Source organism: Burkholderia sp. 22313, from assembly GCF_052045245.1.
Lineage (GTDB): Bacteria > Pseudomonadota > Gammaproteobacteria > Burkholderiales > Burkholderiaceae > Burkholderia.
On record NZ_JBQEON010000013.1, the window covers coordinates 78,892 to 98,561 of the forward strand.

A 19,670-nucleotide genomic window follows, 5' to 3' on the forward strand; every position below is an offset into this window, starting at 1 on the left:
CGCCTCCCGCAACCAGGCAGCCATACCACACGTGACTGAGAGACACATGAACCAGAATGAATCGCGCCACGGCGCCACGCAAACGATGGTGCTCGAGAACGACAGCGTCTACGCCACGCTGTGCAGCAAGATCAACCTGAAGCCGGTCGCCGAGGCGCGGCCGCTGGAAGCATTCCGCGACAACGACGCCTTGTCGGAGGCATCGGCCGACGAACGGGTCGCGCGCGGCATGGACGCGCTGCTCAACCTGATCGCGAAGGAAAGCAAGCCGGTCGACCGGCTCGACAAGTCGCTGCTCGATTTTTACATCGGGCAGCTCGACCGGCAGATCGGCCGCCAGCTCGACGCGGTCATGCATGCACCGGATTTCCAGGCGCTCGAAGGGCGCTGGCGCGGCCTGAAGATGCTCGTATCGCGCACCGACTTCCGCAAGAACGCCCGAATCGAGGTGCTGGATGTGTCGAAGGATGCGCTGCAGCGCGACTTCGAGGACTCGCCGGAACTGATCCAGAGCGGCCTGTATCGTCTCACGTACATCGAGGAATACGACACGCCGGGCGGCCAGCCCATCAGCGCGATGATCAGCGATTTCGAATTCGCGAACTCGCCGATCGATGTCGCGCTGCTGCGCAATATTTCGAAGGTTGCGGCTGCGGCGCACATGCCGTTCATCGGCTCGGTGGGCGCGGCGTTCTTCGGCAAGCATTCGATGGAGGAAGTCGCGTCCATCCAGGACATCGGCAACTACTTCGATCGTGCCGAGTACATCAAGTGGAAGAGTTTCCGCGACACCGACGATGCGCGTTACGTTGGCCTGACGATGCCGCGCGTCCTCGGCCGCCTGCCGTACGGCAAGGATACGACGCCGGTGCGTGCGTTCAACTACGAAGAGGCGGTGAAGGGCCCGGACCACGACAAGTATCTGTGGGTCAACGCGTCGTTCGCGTTTGCGGCCAACATGGTGCGCAGCTTCGTCAGCAACGGCTGGTGCGTGCAGATTCGCGGCCCGCAGGCAGGCGGCAAGGTGGAAGACCTGCCGGTTCACCTGTATGACCTCGGCACCGGCGTGCAGCCGAAGATTCCGACCGAAGTGCTGATCCCGGAAACGCGCGAGTTCGAGTTCGCAAATCTCGGCTTCATTCCGCTGTCGTTCTACAAGAACCACGACTTCGCGTGCTTCTTCTCGGCCAGCTCGACGCAAAAGCCGGCGCTGTACGAGACGAAGGAGGCGACGGCCAATAGCCGCATCAACGCGCGCTTGCCGTACATCTTCCTGCTGTCGCGCATCGCGCACTACCTGAAGCTGATTCAGCGCGAGAACATCGGCACGACCAAGGACCGGCGTCTGCTCGAACTCGAACTGAACAACTGGGTCAAGGGGCTCGTGACCGAGATGAAGGATCCGGGCGACGAGCTGCAGGCGTCGCATCCGCTGCGCGAGGCGAAGGTGACGGTCGAGGACATCGAGGACAACCCCGGCTTCTTCCGCATCAAGCTCTTCATCATCCCGCACTTCCAGGTCGAGGGCATGGACATCGGCTTGTCGCTCGTGTCGCAGATGCCGAAGGCCAAGAGCTGATCCGACGTTTCATGCATGACCCGCCGGGGCGTTGATGGCTGCCCCGGCGGGGCCGTTGAGTTTGTGCACCTGAGAGAAAAACCATGTCGATGATCCTGCCGTCGCAGGCTTATGAATTGAAGCTGGCGCCACACCCGGCGCCGACGTCCGTGCTGCGGTTTACGGGCCGGGACGCCGTGAGCGAGTTGTACCGCTACGACATCGAATTCACGAGCCCGATGGCGGGTATCCCGATGGATCAAGTGGTCGGCCGCCCCGCGAAATTCATCGTCGCGCCGGTCGATCCGAACCTGGACTATCTGCGCAGAATGTTCGGCGAGAACGCCGGGCAATTCAGCACGATGTCGCCGGCCTATACGATCCACGGCGTCATCACGCAGTTCGACGAGTTCGGCAGTTCGGCCGATGAGACCCGCTATCGGGTGCGGCTCGAACCGAAGCTCGCCGACCTGAACCGGGGCGTGACAAGCCGGCTGTTCCAGAAGCAGTCCGTCGAGGAGATCGTGACCGACACGCTGCGTCATTACGGCTACCGGGCGGGGGTCGACTTCGTGTTTCAGCTGCGTGGCGAATACAAGCGGCGCGAGTACATTACCCAGTATCACGAAACGACATTTGTCTTTATCCAGCGTATTTGCGCGGAGGAAGGGATCTGGTTCCGCTGGGAGCAGAAGAAGGATCACGCGGTGCTCGTGTTTGGCGACGATCTGGACGCCTACGCACGCAAGCAACGCACCGTGTCGTATCGGCGAGACAGCGGGCTCGAGAGTGCCGGCGCGGACGCGATCAAGACGCTCGAGAAGCGGACCCGGCGTGTACCTGAAGCCGTGCGGCTGCATGACTACAACCATCGGCAGGCCGGTGTATCGCTGCTGGTCGAGGAAAATGCCGCGCGCGACGACACGACGACGAGCGGTATTGACTATCGCTGGGGCGAGCATTACGAGACGCCGGAAGAGGGTATAGGTGTGGCCCGCCGGCGTCACCAGGAGCATCTCGCGGCGCAGATCGCGTTCAAGGGAACGGGCAATCCGTTCTGGCTCGAAGCGGGTGAAGTCATGCGGATCGAGCCGAACCTGGCCGACGCGAAGCATGGGATCTTCGTCACGGCGGTGGAGTCGCAGGGTGGGCGCGATCAGTCGTATTGGATGACCTTCGAGGGGATCCCGTCTGATCGTGTGTGGCGCACGCCGATCGATACCATCAAGCGACCGGCCATCGACGGCATTTTGCCCGCACGCATTACATCCCCCGGTGATTACAAGTACGCGTATCTGACCGAGCAGGGCTGGTATGTGATCAAGTTGCCGTTCGATCTCGATGAGTGGAGCCCGGGCGGGACGAGCCGGCCGGTGCGGTTCGCGAAGCCGTATAGCGGTGACAACTACGGGCATCACTTTCCGCTGATCGATGGGGCGGAGGTGGCCGTTGTTTTCACGCAAGGGCATCCGGATCGGCCTGTGATCATTGGGGCGATGCACGACAGCCTGCATCCGGATCTCGTCACCAGTCGGAACCATACCCGGAACCTGATCCGCACCGCCGCGCAGAACGAACTGCGAATGGAGGATAAGGAAGGTGTCGAGCACGTTCATCTGACGACGCCGTTTCAGAGCAGCGAGCTCAATCTGGGGCATATGGTCGACGGTGAACGCGAGGAACGTGGGCGTGGTGCCGAATTGCGCACCGACGGATCGGCGACAGTCCGGGGAGCAAAGGGGGTGTTGGTTACTGCGGAAGGCCAACCTGGCGCCGCAGGCCAGCAACTTGCGATGCAGGATGCTGAAACGACGCTCGAACAGGCTGTACAGATTCTAAAAACGCTCAACGACTCGGCAAATGCCGCGAGAGCGCTTCAGGCCGACATTGATCAGCAGCGGGTGCTGATCCAGCAGAAGCTCACGCGACTGCAGAAGTCGGTTCTCGTCGCAACAGCTCCCGATGGTGTCGGACTAGCTAGCGGACAGCAAATGCAGATCGCCGCTCGCAAGCAAATGTTCGTTACGGCCGGCGATGGACTCGATATCGGCGTCATGAAGCGAATTGCGATCGCTGCCGGCGAGGCAATCTCGCTTTTTGCGGCGAACCTCGGGATTCGAATATTTGCCGCGAAGGGCAAGGTTCAGATTCAGGCGCAGTCCGATGCTATGGAGCTGATGTCGATGCAGGATATGACGGCGAGTTCGTCGGACGGCGAAGTGGTCATCACGGGCCGCAAAGGTGTCACGCTCGGCGACGGGGCCGGCGCCTACGTCAAGCTCTCGGGCGGCAAGATCATTCTTGGTAGTCCTGCTGGAGAAATCGAGGTCAAAGGCAACCTGACAATCGACGATACAGACGGCGGCAACTTCAAGTTCCCGGCTTGGTCGCAGGCACCGCTCAACGATGTGAAGAAAGTAATGAACTTCGGATTTTCTGAATAACGGACAACTATGGCAAACCAACCCGCACCGAAGCAGCCGCAAGCGCCTACGCCGGCTCCGGTCAAGCTGAAGCCGTTGCCGTTCGCGTTTCCGTTCCTTCGAAAGGGGCGGGGCCAGTCGGAAGCCTCTGCACAGTTCATGGACGAACACGAGATATACCGGCTGCTGGCTGAACGCGAGCCATCAGGCACATATCTCGTTAGTCGCAATGGGATGTGGCACGGCGGGATCCATATCACGGAGGCTGGTGCAGGGCAATCGCTGGATCTCGACGCGGGTCTGCGTTGCATCGCTGACGGCACGCTGATCGCATTTCGCGTCAACAAGACATATCCGGTTAGCGAAATCGGTGAAGCAGGGGGCGGCTCGCCGGTCCAGGCACCGTACAGCACAGGCTTCGCGCTGGTGCGGCACACGATGGAGTTTCCGCGTGGCACGAAGCTGACGTTCTACAGCCTGTACATGCATCTGATGTCGTGGGATGACTACGCAAATTTCCCGAAGCGGAGCAAGCCGTCGTACTGGCCACGGCAATGGCAGGTCACGCAGTACGCGCAGGACAGGCCGTCGCCGGGTCGCAATGGCCGGGTTCCCGATGCGTCCGAGCTGGGGCTGCGCGTTCGAAAAAGCCACCCGCGCGGCGAAATCATTGGCATCCTGCCGCAGGGTGCGAGCGTCAGCGTTGGCAAGCGGGAAAAGAGTTGGGCGCAAGTGACGGATTTGCACGGAGCTTCGCTAATTCCGCCCGAAGCCGGTGGCTACGTCGAGTCGTCCCGAGCTGTCAGTGGTTGGATTTTTGTCGGCCAGGATAACGGAGGGTCAACCGTCGCCGAATTCGTCCAGGATTCGATGTTCGACCGTGTGATGGTTACAACAGAACAGACGAGTCGGCCGGGCGATTTGCAAGGAACCTCGGGCGGGATACCGATAAAGGCTGGCGATTTGATCGGCCACCTTGGCCGCTACGATTCGCTGAACGAACGCACGTCCGGTACCCGGATGGCGCACATCGAGGTGTTCTGTGACGATGGCATCCAGCCGTTCCTGGAGCAAGGGCGTGCGTGGGTCAATCAGCACGGTCCGCGCAAGGAAGACTGGATGGCGCTGGGTCTGCCGTCTGAGCCGACAATTTTGCGGATTGCACCGGGCACGGTGCTGTATCAACGCACTCGAGACAATAAGTTCGTCCCCGGTACCGAGCCGCAGTTACGAAAGACAGACTCCGTTCAGGTGTATTCGCTCGCCGAACTTGCACGCGATTCGAATCGGCGAGTCCCCGAGAAGCATCCGAATCCCGATCCGGGTTACCCGGTGAACTGGTGGCACGTTGAGGGTGTGAATGCGCACGGTCAGCCGATCGACGGCTGGGTGTGCGACTTCAACCACGCGAGCGGCCGGGTGACGCGGGAGTTCGCGCAGAAGTGGGTCGACTTCGAGTGCCTGGCGGATGTCCATGATCCGGCGCATACGATCTTTGCGACAACCCAGGAATGGGCTAAATGGGTGCGCGGAGCCGAAGTTGCGGACCTCGCTTCACGTTCGAAGCTGAGTCCGTTGATGATCAAGGTGTACGACGCCTTGTTTTCGAAGGGCGACGGTAAGCAAGCGGTTAGCGAGTTATGCACGCTGTCGCAAACCGAGCGTGGTGGATATCCGTGGCTGATGCAAGCAGCGTCTCGGCTGATCGTGAAACACGAAAGCGAGTGGGCGAATCCGTCGAAGTGGCGGCAGCTGATCTCTGAGTTGGAGAAGCGGACAGGACCCCAGCCACAGCACGAGGAAGAGCAGAAGCGAATCGAGAAACTCGCGTGGTGGGATGAGGTGAAGGTTGGGGCGATGGGTTTCCCAGGGGCAGATGTATATCATCTCAACCCAATTTCCTTTGCGGCTAATTTTTTAGGTGCAAATCTGATTTGCAGGAGATGTGGCGGGATAATCACGTTGACCGTTGACTTCTTGAAAAAAATTGCCCCGGGTGCAGATGTCAACTTTGTTTCTGAATTGATTCGCGCCTCAGTTGAATTGTTTCCAAAATATGGTGTTAATAGTTGTCGTCAAGTGAAACATCTGTTGGCGCAGGCTAAGCACGAGACGCAGAGATTTTCTGCATTTAGGGAATCGTTAAATTATCAAAGTTACACCGGAGAACGTTTGTATGGAATGGCCCCTACGGTCATCGATAACGGATTCGCTCGAAAGAAAATTTCCTTCTCCTCTCGTAAAGAAAAAATTGCGTGGATTCAAAATCATCTGATCGCGAATGATGCAGCGTATGGGGAGCACTGCTTCGGTACGAGTGAACAGCCCGGGAAAGATTTTCGCGGCCGTGGACTACTTCATTTGACTCATTACGGAACATACAAAGATTGCGCTCAGGCGATTGGTTACCCTATTGATAGTCAACCGGAGCTTGTCGAGAACGATCCCAAAGTAATTATAGAGACCGGATTATGGTTTTGGAGCGGAAAAGGGATTGGTGCAATCGCTGATAATCCGGCAACTATCGGCGATGAAGGCGTTAGTAAAGTTACGCGCCTCATAAATCCTGGGTATAAGGGTCTTTCTGAGCGGCAACAGTTTAAAAGAGAGATTTCCATTATATTTGATCGGGATTTTTTGTCGGGGTGCACCGATGATTAAGAATTTTATTTTTATAATTTTCGCAATTGCAGTTGGCTCGGCATACGCGAAAAGCACCTGCGACGATCTTCATCGTGAGCAGAGTTATCCGCCGTTGAATATAAATAGTGGAACAATCTGCTTCGTTCTGGAGCCGGTGCTTGATGCTAAAACCAAATCACCGATTGGCGCCAACGCAATCTCCTTATACCACATTGAAAGCGGGGGGGCGCCCAAAAAAGCTGAAGGACGGGGGCTGCTTTATGATGATGCCCCTGGAAAAATTATTGATGCCTTTTCATTGGATGTCGGTTGCGATCGCACCGAGAAAATTTTCGTAATTCATTCCATAGAGGTGCGCGAATCTCTTGTGGAACCGAATTCGTCTGGGGAGTTCTATTCGGTTGATGTATTTGACATAAATGGAAAAATCTTGCGTCGTGACGAGCGTGCTTCCGATTGGTTTGGCTCGGATTACAGCTTTCTGTCGAGCGGCTCGAGGGTGGTTTATAAATATCCTTATCAATCAAGAGACGATGTTCGGGCGGCGATGGAGTCTCCTTTCGTCTTATTGATGAAGGGTGATAACAGAATTGCTGTCGACGTCAAACAGAAAGCCTATTTATTTGATGGGCCTGGTATTGGAAATAGAACGAAAAAATACTTGATTAAAGGGGATCGGGCTGTCGTTGAAAAAATGACGGCGGGATGGTGTCGGATCAATTACTCTGGAGGTGCGAAGCCCTTGGAGATGTGGCTAATGTGCGGCGCACTTGATCCAAAATTACCCGCAAAAAAAGGTAGACGTTAATGTGGATATTCTCACTTCTAATCCATGTTGTCCGGTGAATGAGCAAGGTCGGCCGATTGACGGATCGGTATGCGACTTCAACTCTTTTCCCTTCATCCGTTTGTTTCTGAGAATCCGGGTGAGTGGTGAGGTGCACAGCTTGCGAGTCTGAAGTATTGGAAATATATGGTCCGACTAGGCAGATGGCCAAGGTTGGCGGTGTTAATGTCGCGCCTGCAAGATATTCCTTACTCAAGAGCCGTCTTGCTTAAAGGAGAGGGAATTGAATCCTATTAGATTTGCACTGATTAAATGCTTATCCATGGCTTTGGTGATGAACTCGCAATTATGCAGGGCGGCTACGGATAGCATTCCTCTTCTGGATGGCGCAACGTTGGTATTCTCGGCGCCGCTGACGCCGAAGGAGCAGAAAGTATTTGGATCCGGCTGGAAGGTCGCGACATATATGGATGCGGAAGGAAGTGAATTACATCTTTTCCCACTTGAGAAATTGACTCCAGTAGGTGGGGTAATATTTGGAAATTTTATTTCGAGGAAAATATCTCCGACCGGAAAGTATGTCGTGATAGACGTACTTAGGGCTGGCCTGGTTGATCCAGGATTCTCCGGAAAACCAGAGGTTCAGAGCAGGCAATATTGTCCGGTCTTAGAAGCCAAGACGGGATGCATTGTAAGCAACCAGTCTGGCGAGCTATGCGAAGGGCAGTGGCAGAAGCAAGAGGATCGGTGGATAGTTCCCGGGCTGACCGATGATGCAAACGAGGAAATGCTTAAGCATCAATTTGACGATGCAAACACCTTGTGGAGAGGATACGTAAATTCCCTTGGCAAACCATTTCATCTTTCAATTCGGGAAGCAATTTCTTCAAATTTCTGGATCCGCAATTTGATGGCGTGCGATCACCCCAGGGCGAGCAATGTTGCATCATACAAAAATATCGCTTCAGAATTGAAGAAGGTAGGGGATTTTTTAGGCTCAGAATATGTCGAGAAGAGGGTTCGAGATATAGCTATTCAACGTGACCGAATCGAGTATGGGGCTAAGGTTGCTTCTGATTGCCCAGTGGTAAATATAGAGAATAATGTTTTTGATGCGTCATTGCTGGAAAGGAATTCGAGGGTTTCCATCGAAAATGGCACGGATGACTATTCGATCGTTCTTGATTTTTATCGAGTGACAAGGGAGGGGTGTAGAAAAACTGAATTTGCAAGATACCCTATTGAGGGAGGTTCGCCGACAGTCGAGTCAATATTTTTTATGCCTCTTCATGGTCGCGTTAATGTGTTTTCCATTGTCGCATGGGATATAAACAATCGTGGTGATGGCACTTATGGGCGACTTTATCAGGTGTACGCCTATTTTTTGGATAAAAATGGGGTTCTGGTGGAAAATACGCGTGTTTCCGAAGATAACTCAATGACTGGTATCGATGGATATGCCCATGGTGCGAAGTCGAAATTTAGATACGGAACGGCTTCTGATGTTAAGAGGTATTGGCGCAGCAGGCTGAGATAGGCATCGTGGATGAATTTATTAATTGAAGAAATTAGTAGTGGCTCTTGCGTCAGATCTAGCGGTAGTCGATCGACGAGGAGGCTCAGTTGCGATGAAATTCATAAACTTATACGCAACAGCAATTTCAATTAAAAACAGATAGCCAATGAAAAATCTCGTATATGAAGGCGACGCAACGAGCCACGGCGGCAAGATCCTGACCGGCTCTGATCGCATCAAGGTAAAGGGTCGCCGAGCCGCACGCGTCGGCGACAAGGTCTCATGTCCGATCCACGGCGATAACGAAATCGTCGAAGGCAGCGGCAGGATGAGAGATGGCACGACGCCGCTGTCGCGCGACGGCGATCACACGCGGTGTGGCGCGGAGCTCATTGCGTCGTCGAGCGGAGCACGGGTTCGGTAAGCGATGCCAGTCGATTTCAATCGCGTGCCGCCGCGGGTGGCGGTGCCCCCGCCGCCTCATATCTCGATGATCGCGTGGTCGATCCTGCTGGTACTTGTCATGGGAGCGGGCGCGGGTCTGTCGATCATGCTCTGGCCAGCGGGTCGTCCAACTGACACGCTGTGGTTTGCGGTCTGCGTGGTGGGTTACCCCTTTCTGGCTTGGGCATTTTCGCTGTTCGCGTGGCTCGGATACGGGTACGTCAGCCGCAACCAGGCGCTTGCGACGAATCGCGTGAGCGACGAAGCAGAGCAGGCATGCCATGCATCGGCGGCCAGACCGCTGGCAATATTGGGCCATGCCTGGTGCGTCGCCGCGAACGAGCCGGAGAACTCGCTTGAGGGCATCCTCAAAGGTACCGATTCGTCGAAGCTACGGCCCAGTAGCGCAGTCGCTGATTGCGCAGTCAACGCGCGTTGGCTCGACATTCCCGATCAGCCTTTTCACCCGGGCAACGAACTCGCTGAGTATGCTCGCCATCATGCGGTATGTATGTGGCTGCTCAAGCGCTTGGTCGACGGTCTCCTGCCACAACTTGGCGCGCTTCCACCGCGAACAAAGCTGCTCGTCGAGCTTCAGCACCGCTCCAGAGTGGAGTCCGAGATCATCAAATCCCGCATACGGGAATTGATTGCTGCACGTGTGCCTGCTGCGAAGGTAGACCTGCGACCAGGAACGCACGAGTCCTCCCTCTTTCGAACCGACGCATGGTTTGACAATCGAGACGTCGATACGGCCCACCTGCTGATCGCCGTTGAGCTTCGCGACGCAATCAGTGCTGTCCTGTCTGATGGCGTTGCAGAGGTAGGCGTAGCCCTGTTCGTGGCGCAACCGCGACTTGAGTCACAGGCAAATCCTGTCGGGCTTCGGTTGCATCGTCCTGCCAAAGATACGCTTGATTTTTCGGCCCGAACGCTCGGACTGGCTGCCCGCTGGGGGCAATCTTCACCCGACCGCTTGCGCACAGTGTGGACACACGGCCTGACGGGTGAAAGCGTCGGCGCGATTCGGCAAGCCGCACCATTTCCCGACGAGACGCATTGGAATGTGCTCGAGGATTCAGTGGGCGATTGCTCAGGCGCCGGACCGTGGCTGGCCGTCGCCCTTGCCGCAGAAAATGCCCGGATAACGGGTGATTCGCAAATGGTGCTGTGTGGCGACGGAAAAGACCTGATTGCCCTCGTGTGCAGAAAACAGACATGAACGACAACAACGACACCAAGACTCGACCGGCGGGCCTCTTTATTGGCATCGCGGCCGCCATCGTCTTCCTTGCACTCGGTATCGCAGTATGGGTGGAAGGGCCTCGGCATGGCTGGTCCCTTGAGATACGAATCATCATCGAGTTTTTCCTGTTCTCGGTCTTGCTGCTGGTGATCCTGCTGGTCAAGTACTTTGAGTGGGTGCTGCTTTGGATCGCATCGTTGAAAGCTTCCCGCTGGTTCGCCCGATACGACGCTGGCCGACCTGGAGTGTCGGTTGATCTCGACGATCAAGGCCAATCGTCGGGACAGGTGGACCGGGCTGCCGCGATTCGCAACGCACTTCGCGACCGCCACGGATGGCGCTGGCGCTATCGCGAACGATGGGTGCTCGTTGCCGGCGACGTGCCTCTGGTGAAACGCCTGGCACCGGGTCTCGTCGACGCGGGATACCTGATCACTGGCGATACGGTCCTGCTGTACGCGAAGCAAACCCGCGACACGCTGGATACCGAATGGCTCGACCAGATCCGCCGCCTGCGCCGTCGTCGCCCGGTCGATGCAATCGTCGCTGTCACACGTAACCGCAATTCTGTCGAAGCACCGTTCGACGCCGACGCTCTCTCCCAGCGACTCGCACGCCACGCGCGTGCGCTGCGCTGGGCCGCGCCGGCCTATCTGCTCAATGTGACGGATTTCGGCAGCGAGGCGTCGAGTCCCGACGAGGCGATCGGCTTCACCTGGTCCAATGCGCGCATCAGCGCCGAGGCGATCGACGCGTCGCTGCAAGACCTCACCGACAACCTGGCGGATGCCGGTGTCGTGCGGCTGACGAAGGACGCAGGCGACCGTTTTCCCGCCGAACTGTCGCAGCATATTTCGAACCTCGGAAATGCACTGTCGGGTCTGGTGCTGCAAACCTCGCAGTCACGTATCCGGCGGCACGCGGTCCACGGCCTTCTGTTCGCATCGCTATTCAAGGAACGGGAACTGACGCCGCCGCAGGCACCCGCCGGCGCGAGCGAAGACGAACCGCCGGTCGGCCCGCCACACCGCACGATATGGCAAACCGTTGCAGAGCACAGCCGCAAGATCCACGGCCGCCGCGTAGGCCTCTCGTTGTCGACCGCGGCCGCATGGTTCACAACCGGCCTGATCGGTTGCTGGATCGCCGGCACGATACTTTCCGGTTTCGTCAACCGTGCAACGATCCGTAGCACCGCTGACACGATCGCGACTCTCTCCACGGTGCAGGACCGCACGCAGGCCTTGCAGGTACTGAACACGCTGGACCGCCAGATCGACATGCTCGAAGTCCATCAGCGCGAAGGCGCGCCGTGGGCGTCGCGATTCGGCCTGAATCGCGACGGCGCACTGCTCGACGCGTTGTGGCCGAGCTATGCCCTCGCGGCGAACCGCATCCTCATCGCTCCTATTCGCGAGAAGCTCGAAGCGCGTCTGCAGCAGCTTGCATCCCTGTCCGACGCTCAGATTGCCGACGGCGGCAACGCACGGATCCAGGCCGCCTACGACACGCTCAAGGCCTACCTGATGCTCGCGAAGCCGGAGCGTGCCGTGGCGGCCTTTCTGACGCCGCAGCTTGCCGCGACGGCCGTACCCGCACGCCCGTCCGATTCGTCCTTGTCGCCGGGCGCCTGGGAAGACCTGCGTCTGCACGCCATCGCGTTCTTCGCAAACCATCTCGGCCAGGCTCCCGCATCGAATGCTTCCGCGTTCGCGATTACGCCGGACGGCAACCTGATCGCATCAGCCCGCCAAACGGTGATTGGTGTGCGGGGCATCCAGAACTCCAGGGATGCGCTCTACCAGCAGATCATCGATGAGGCGACGCCGAAGTATCCGCCGGTCTCGCTCGCGACGCTGCTCGGCGATACGACGAGTCGAGGCCTGTTCAATACGACCGCGACCATTCCCGGTGTTTTCACGCGTGCGGCTTGGGAGGAGCGGATCTCGAAGGCGATCGATGACGCCAGCGCACAGCGTGACGTGTCGGGCGACTGGGTACTGCGCCCGGAAGGAAGTCCCCGTGGAGAATCTGACACCAACGCCGGCAACCCGCCCCCGTCGACATTGAAAGCCGAATTGCGTCAGCGCTACTTCGATGACTACGCGCGCACGTGGGCACTGTTCCTCAACAGCTTGCGCTGGCAAACCGCGCCAACGCTGTCGGCCACGGCCGACCAGCTGACGCTGCTGGGCGACTCGCAACGTTCGCCGCTCGTTGCACTGATGAACGCGATCGTCTACCAGGCAGGCGCGGGCGCGAATGCGCAGTCGCTCTCCGCGAGCCTGATCAACAAGGCGCAACAACTGGTCGGCGCCGACGAAAAGGATCCGTCGAAGCAGGCTCAGCCGCAGCTTGCGCCGCTTGCGTCAGCCTTTGGCCCGATCCTGCGCCTGACCGGTAGCGATCTGGTGTCCGGCGCGACGGCCAACGGCAAGGCCGCCACTCAACTGGCCGCAACCGGCGACCTGAGTCTCGCACGCTACCTCGAGCGGGTCACGGCGATGCGTCTGAAGGCATCGCAGATCGTCTCCGGTGCCGATCCGGACGCGATCGCGCGGCTGGCCGCTCAGTCGGTCCTGCAGGGCAAGACGTCCGATATCTCGGATAGCCGCGACTACGCGAGCCGGGTGGCCGCGAGCCTGGGCGAACAGTGGGCCGGCTTCGGTGCGCTGTTTCGGGCACCGTTCGATCAAGCGTGGCAGGTCGTCGTGCAGCCTGCCGCGTCGAGCCTGAACGAAATCTGGCGGACGGCGATCCTGGCCGACTGGAACAAGTCGTTCGGCGGCCGATATCCGTTCTCGGACGCCGACAACGACGCGTCGCTGCCCGAGATGGCGCGCTTCATGCGGCCCGACAATGGCGTGATCGCCCAGTTCGTTGCAACGCAGCTCGCCGGTGTCATTGAGCGGCAGGGCGACCGGTGGGTCGTCGCGCAAGGGGCCGACCAAGGCGCGCTCACGATCGATCCGGTCTTCCTGAGCGGCCTGAACAAGCTCACGCGGATCTCGACCGTGCTGTTCCCGTCCGGAGACGCGCGCGTGCGATACGACATGCAGGCAGTGCCGGCACCTGGCGTCACCGACATGAAATTCGTGCTGTCCGGGCGCGAACTGCGCTACTTCAACCAGAAGCAGGAATGGGTGCCATTCGAGTGGCCGGGCCAGTCGCTCGAGAACCTGTCGCATATCGAATGGCAGACCGAGCAGGGCGGATTGCGCACGGCGCTCGACTCGCAGGGGCGCTTCGGCCTGATCCGGTTGCTGGAGCGTGCGAAGGTCGCGCAGCAGGACAACGCACGTTACTTGCTGACCTGGATGCCGGACACGAGCCAGGGCATTCCGCTGAAGGTGCAATTGCGCAGCGAGGCGGGCGCCGGGCCGCTCGACGTACTCCAGTTGCGCAACTTTGCGCTGCCGGCGCGGATTTTCGTGACCGGGGCGGCGAGTACCGGGTCGAAGGTGTCGACAGCCAGTCCGCCGCCGTTGCCTGCTGCGGCGATCGCAGCGGCAAAGCATGCGGCGGTGCCGCTGCCGCCGGGGCTTCCGGGTGCGATGTCGTTGCAGGATGCGCCGCTGCCGGTGACGCCGGAACCGGCGCCGCGTCGAACTGCCGCGGTGGACTCACGTCGAGCGCACGCGCAGCCGGCTGCGTCCGGCACGAAGTCGCCCAGGGCCAATCCGGGGATGAATGTGTCGTCGCTGGCGACGACTTCGATGTCTGTCGACGCGTCCTCCAAGCCGTTCGGACACGCCCTCCGGTTGCTGGGCGACGCATTTGCGTTTTGAGACCTGCCATGACACTCGCCAATTTCGTCAAGACACTCGTCGGCGGTCCTCGCATCGATTCGCTGCAGGAAGCGCGCCGCAATACCTGGGCGGCATGGCTTGCCCCGATACCGGGGGAGCACGCGTATGGTCGCGATCCGGGCTACGAGGATGCATTCTTCGAACTGAAGGACGAAGCGACAAAGCTGTCCGGAATCGACGACGGACTGATCGCCCGCGCATGCGAACAGCTTCTCAAGGAAACCGGAAAGGATCTGCGTCTGGTCGGTTACTACGCATTTGCGCGGCTGCGTCAGGATGGTCCCGCCGGATTCGCCGACGGCCTTGAACTGGCCGCTTCACTGGTTGACCGGTTCGGCGAGACCTTGCTGCCTGCCCGCGCCGAGGCAAAGCGGGCGGCGCTGGAAATGCTGTCGACCGCGCGAATGATCGAGACGCTGGACAGTCGCGGAGACTTCGCACCCGTCGATCTCGAACGTGCGACGGCGGCGCTCGACGCGCTCGTCACCCGCACGGCTACGTGGCCCGACGCCGCCCGTCCGAACCTGCATCCGCTTGCTTCCCGCTTCGGGAACAAGGATGAACCGGTGCGCAACATGAGCCCGGACATCGCGATGCCGCAGACGTCCGCTTCGACAAGTGCATCGGTCGGATCGATCGCATCGGCGCGCGACCTGCTCGATCAGGTCCGCGCGATGTCGGCATGGCTGCGCGATCAGGAAAACGGCTATTTGCCGTCAGTGCGTATCGCACGCAGCGTTCGGTGGGACACCTTGCACGACGTGCCGCCGTCGGATGCCGCGCTGCACACGCGCCTGACACCGCCGCGCGCCGAGTTGCGCCAGCAGATGAAGCGGCTCGTGCTGCAGAAGCAGTGGCACGAACTGCTCGAGCGCGTCGAAGGTGCTTTCATGGAAGGCGTCAATCATCTCTGGTTCGACCTGCAGTACTTCCAGCACGTCGCGCTCGATCACGTCGGAGCACCCTATCCCACGTGGGGCGAATTGCTGCGCGCGGACTTTGCGTTGTTTCTCGAGCGATTGCCGGGCATCGAGCGGCTTTCGTTCAGCGACGGCACGCCATTCTCCGACGACACGACGCTCGAGTGGATCGCCCGGCACGCCGTCGTGCGCGACCTCGAAGCGGGCGAGACCGTCGCGCCGCTGCCTGTGTCCGCGGATAGCGACGGCGATGCCGGCGACTGGCCGGAAATCGAGGCGCAGGCTCGCGAGCTGGTCGCGCGCGACGGTGTCGAAGCCGCGTTCGCATGGCTCGATGCGCTGCCCGGCATGAAGACCGAGCGTCACCGTTTCTTGCAGCGGCTCGTGATGGCACGCCTGGCCGATCAGGCCGGTCGACCCGATACGGCCCTCGCGTTGCTGGTCGAACTCGACACGTCGTCGCGTTCGCTGCCGGTGATGCGCTGGGAGCCCGCGCTGGCGTTCGAGGTCAAGCAGCAACTCGTGCGAGCGTTGAAGGCGACGAGCAACCGCAAGGACGCCGACAAACCGACGCTCGCGCGCCGCATCGGCGAATTGCAGGCGGAACTTACCGTGCTCGACCCGGCTCGAGCGCTGACTCTTTCGTAACGAGAATCCATGGCAAATGACGATCCCATCCTGCGTTACTACGAAGCGGAAATGCGCTATTTGCGCGAGTCCGGCAAGGAATTCGCGAAGGCGCATCCTGATCGCGCGCGATTGCTCAACCTCGACCGTGTCGGCGATCGCGATCCGTACGTCGAGCGACTGTTCGAGGGCTTTGCATTCCTCACCGGGCGCCTTCGGCAGAAGCTCGACGACGAGTTGCCGGAGCTGACTGAAGGGCTGGTCAGCCTGCTATGGCCGCACTACTTGCGCATGATCCCCTCGTTGTCGATCGTGGAACTCGTTCCGCTATCGGAAAAGCTTCAGAAGACCGAAGTCGTGCCGGCAGGCGTATCGATACGCTCCGCGCCGATCGTCGTACCGCCACCCGCTGGCGCGGAAGGTGGGTCGCCGAAGACCGTGCAATGCATTTACCGGACGACGCAAGCGGTCACGCTGCAACCGGTTACGGTCACGCATGCCGGGCCGGCCGTGCGTCACGACGGCCGCTCGGTGATCCGGCTCGGCTTCTCGCTCGGCAGGTCGGCACGCCGGATGGAAACGGATCTGTCACGGTTGCGCTTGCACCTGAATGCGGATCTGCCGACGGCGTTCGCGATGCACCTTGCCCTGACGCGCCAGGTCGACACGATCCAGTTGCGCATTCCGGAGATCCGCGACGGCGAGGCGACGCAGCTTGCCGGCGTCACGATCGAACCGGCCGGCTTCTCGGCTGAAGAACGCCTGTGGCCGAAGGCCGATGCGGCCTTCTCCGGCTATCAATTGCTGCTCGAGTACTTTACGTTCCGCGAGAAATTCCTGTTTGTGGACCTGTGCGGACTGGATGTCACGAAGCTGCCCGAACGTACCACCCGGTTCGAGCTGGAAATCGTGCTGACGCAGACCTATCCGTCGGACCAGCGCTTCGGCGCCGAAAACGTGCGGCTATTCTGTTCGCCCGTGATCAACTTGTTCGAGCTGGATGCCGAGCCGATCGAGATCGATCATCACGAAACCGAATATCGCGTGGTGCCGGCCGGCCATCAAGGTGAGCATGTCGAAACGTATTCCGTCGACGCGATCGAGGCATTCGACCACGAAACGGCCGAGCGGTATGAATACGTGCCGTTTGCGACGTTCCGTCATCGTGGCGGCATGCTGCGTCACGAGGCGCCGGAGCGGTATTTCCATTCGCGCGTGTGCTCGGGTGTCGCGGGGTTGCACGAAACGTGGGTGGTTCTCGGTGGTCATGCATGGGAAACCATCGAGACGTTGCCCGAGGAAAGCCTGTCGTTGCGCGTGACGGGCACGAACGGGTTGCTGCCGCGCAAGGGGCTCCGGGAAGCCAGTCTCGACGAACTCGCGACCAGTTCCCAGAACGTCGCCGGGGTGCGCAATCTCGTCTCGCCGACGCTGCCGCTGTATCCGCCGACGGAAGACCGGTTCCAGTGGCGTGTGCTGTCGCACCTGGCACCGAACTTCCTGTCGATGATGGACGCGGAAGTGTTGCGCGGGGCGCTCGCGCTCTACGACTGGACGAATGACGAACTGAACCGTCGACGGCTCGCGGGCATCCTGTGGGTGTCGCAGGCACTGATCGAGGAGGTGTCGGGTGGTTCGGTCGAGCGGGGCGTGCTGATCGAGGTCACGCTCGACAGCCATGCGTTCGCCGGGGACGGTGACGTGATGCTGTTCGGCGAGCTTCTGCATCGGTTCTTCGCGCTCTACGCGGACATCAACCTGTTCACGAAGCTCGCGATCGTCAGCCTGCCGTCGCAGGCCCGCATCGAATGGCCGCGCAGCAAGGCCGAGCGGGCGCCGCTATGAAGCTGCACGACTTCCCGAATCTCGATCCGCTGGTCGCCTCGCTGCTGGCGCGTGCACCGCGGATGAACTTCATGCAGCTTTGCCGGTTGCTCGAGGTGCGTTTTCCCGACCAGCCCGGGTTCGGCACACGGGATGCGCTCGATCATGAACCGGTGCGCTTCCGGCCGCGGCCGCGAATGGGTTTTCCGGCGAGTGAAATCGCGTCGGTCGAGTTTGACGATGGATCGGACGCGTTCGGGTCTGGATCGCCTCCGACCGTGCGCACGACTTTCATGGGGCTGTATGGCGTCGATGCGGCGATGCCCTCGCACATGATCGACGAAATCGTGCTGCGCGAGGAAGGGCACGAAGCGGTCGAGGCGTTTCTCGACCAGTTCAATCACCGGTATGTCACGTTGCTGTATCGCGCCTGGCGGAAGTATCGCTATCCCGAGCACTTCCGGCCTGGCGGCATCGACGCGCATTCGCGCAACCTGCTGTGTCTGGCCGGGTTCGGCTGGGGCGACAAGCCGAAGCGCGCCGGCCTGCCCGATTCGCGGATGCTGGCGCTGCTGGGGCTGTTGATTCAGCGCACGCGCACGCCGGAAGGGCTCGCAGGTGTCGTGGCGCTGGCCATCCCGGGAGTTGAGGTTCGGGTCGACGAGTTCTGGCCGGTCGTGACGTCGACGGGGCGGCCGCGGCCGCTCACGGCGGCCGGGCCTGCTGTCGGGAAATCGGGAGCCAGTCAACGGGACGGGTTGGGCAGCGGCTACGTATTGGGGAAGCGGATGGCGTATCGAAGCCGGGCGGTACGGCTGACGTTGCGCCCGGCTGATGCTCGGCAGGCGCAGGACCTATTGCCCGGTGCAGGGCTGCATCGCGATTTGATGGCCTTTGTGCAGCTATATGTCGGTGTCAAGGCGGACGTACATCTGCGGATGGAAGTGTCGTCGCGATACACGCCGGAGCCGGCGATCGGTCACGGAAACGCCGGGCCCGCGCCACGGCTCGGTTGGACCACCGTGCTGCCCGCTGACGAGGAACGTATCGTCAATATTGCACTTGGCATGTACGAAGCGTTCCCGGGACCAGGGCCCAATCCCCACATTACTCCCTTGCATGCATGACGGCGAACCTGCGTCGCCAAGACGAGAAAGCCAACGCCATCAACGGCCGTCGTGATTTCGCCGGCGAAACCGTTGAGGGCATTGATCTCGGCTGCGCGCAGGTCTACCGATGCAGCACTTTAAGCTCATTCGTTACATGACTATTTCAGGAACGTCGATGTCTATCCGTTTCGCTGTTTCAACTTTCTTGTCCGTCTTGCTGCTGTCCGCGTGCGGCGCGTGGCAGTCCGTCTCGGACGCCTCGTCCGGCGCGTATCACGCGGTGTTCTTCAAGCAGGTCAAGGTGCTCAACGTCGATCTGTCCGCCCGGGAGGCGTTGAACCCCGACGACGCCGGCCGCGCGACATCGGTCGCGGTGCGCGTGTATCAGTTGAAGGATCGCAAGCTGTTCGACGGCGCGTCCTACGAGGACCTGCTGAAGCATGACCGGACGGTGCTTGCACAGGACCTGCAGGCAGACCTTGCCGCGGTGTTGAACCCGGGAGCGTCGGCGAGCCTTTCGCAGCCGATGCAGGCCGATACGAAATACGTCGCGATCGTGGCGTTCTACCGCAACCCGGGCAACGGTGACGGGTGGAAGCATGTGATCGAAAAGAAGAAACTCGACGCGGACAAGCCGTTGAAACTCGAGCTTGTCGATCAGCTTCTGCTGGCCAGCGGCGCTCGTCGCGACACATCGAGGTAGTGGCTGACTGGCCGGTCATCGGACATTACGTGACCTGATCCGCGCACTGGGTGAACCGAAT

The 19,670-nt window shown here is 60.0% G+C and carries 12 protein-coding genes; all 12 read left to right on the forward strand.

The features are described from left to right. Positions 1 to 46: 46 nt before the first annotated feature. The 12 genes from tssC (at position 47) to tssJ (ending at position 19,609) form a co-directional block, all read left to right on the forward strand. Positions 47 to 1,579 (forward strand): type VI secretion system contractile sheath large subunit, encoded by a 1,533-nt coding sequence (tssC, locus tag ACTJKF_RS13235; RefSeq protein WP_440623980.1) that lies wholly within the window; start codon positions 47 to 49, stop codon positions 1,577 to 1,579. 83 nt (positions 1,580 to 1,662) lie between these two features. After that, positions 1,663 to 4,002, forward strand: coding sequence for a type VI secretion system Vgr family protein (locus tag ACTJKF_RS13240; protein WP_440623981.1), 2,340 nt, complete (start codon positions 1,663 to 1,665; stop codon positions 4,000 to 4,002). A 9-nt stretch (positions 4,003 to 4,011) separates the two neighbouring features. Further along, a complete protein-coding gene (locus ACTJKF_RS13245) occupies positions 4,012 to 6,642 on the forward strand; it encodes a glycoside hydrolase family 19 protein (RefSeq protein WP_440623982.1) in 2,631 nt (876 codons plus the stop codon). Further along, complete coding sequence (locus ACTJKF_RS13250) at positions 6,635 to 7,432, forward strand: hypothetical protein (protein ID WP_440623983.1); 798 nt, start codon at positions 6,635 to 6,637, stop codon at positions 7,430 to 7,432. The genes ACTJKF_RS13245 and ACTJKF_RS13250 overlap by 8 nt, the downstream gene beginning before the upstream one ends. Positions 7,433 to 7,694: 262 nt before the next feature. Continuing rightward, on the forward strand, positions 7,695 to 8,948 hold the full coding sequence (locus tag ACTJKF_RS13255; protein WP_440623984.1) for a hypothetical protein: 1,254 nt from the start codon (positions 7,695 to 7,697) through the stop codon (positions 8,946 to 8,948). A 145-nt stretch (positions 8,949 to 9,093) separates the two neighbouring features. Further along, a complete protein-coding gene (locus ACTJKF_RS13260; protein ID WP_440623985.1) occupies positions 9,094 to 9,351 on the forward strand; it encodes a PAAR domain-containing protein in 258 nt (85 codons plus the stop codon). A gap of 3 nt (positions 9,352 to 9,354) precedes the next feature. Further along, positions 9,355 to 10,593: a hypothetical protein gene (locus ACTJKF_RS13265; RefSeq protein ID WP_440623986.1), complete on the forward strand. Its 1,239-nt coding sequence runs from the start codon at positions 9,355 to 9,357 to the stop codon at positions 10,591 to 10,593. Continuing rightward, positions 10,590 to 14,405: an ImcF-related family protein gene (locus ACTJKF_RS13270; RefSeq protein ID WP_440623987.1), complete on the forward strand. Its 3,816-nt coding sequence runs from the start codon at positions 10,590 to 10,592 to the stop codon at positions 14,403 to 14,405. The genes ACTJKF_RS13265 and ACTJKF_RS13270 overlap by 4 nt, the downstream gene beginning before the upstream one ends. An 8-nt stretch (positions 14,406 to 14,413) precedes the next feature. Then, on the forward strand, positions 14,414 to 15,994 hold the full coding sequence (gene tssA, locus ACTJKF_RS13275; protein WP_440623988.1) for a type VI secretion system protein TssA: 1,581 nt from the start codon (positions 14,414 to 14,416) through the stop codon (positions 15,992 to 15,994). Between the two features lie 9 nt (positions 15,995 to 16,003). After that, positions 16,004 to 17,818 (forward strand): type VI secretion system baseplate subunit TssF, encoded by a 1,815-nt coding sequence (gene tssF / locus ACTJKF_RS13280; RefSeq protein ID WP_440623989.1) that lies wholly within the window; start codon positions 16,004 to 16,006, stop codon positions 17,816 to 17,818. Continuing rightward, positions 17,782 to 18,924 carry a type VI secretion system baseplate subunit TssG gene (tssG, locus tag ACTJKF_RS13285; protein ID WP_440623990.1) on the forward strand — a complete coding sequence of 381 codons (1,143 nt, stop codon included), beginning with the start codon at positions 17,782 to 17,784 and terminating at the stop codon, positions 18,922 to 18,924. The genes tssF and tssG overlap by 37 nt, the downstream gene beginning before the upstream one ends. A 157-nt stretch (positions 18,925 to 19,081) precedes the next feature. After that, positions 19,082 to 19,609 (forward strand): type VI secretion system lipoprotein TssJ, encoded by a 528-nt coding sequence (gene tssJ / locus ACTJKF_RS13290; RefSeq protein WP_440624044.1) that lies wholly within the window; start codon positions 19,082 to 19,084, stop codon positions 19,607 to 19,609. Positions 19,610 to 19,670 lie beyond the last annotated feature (61 nt).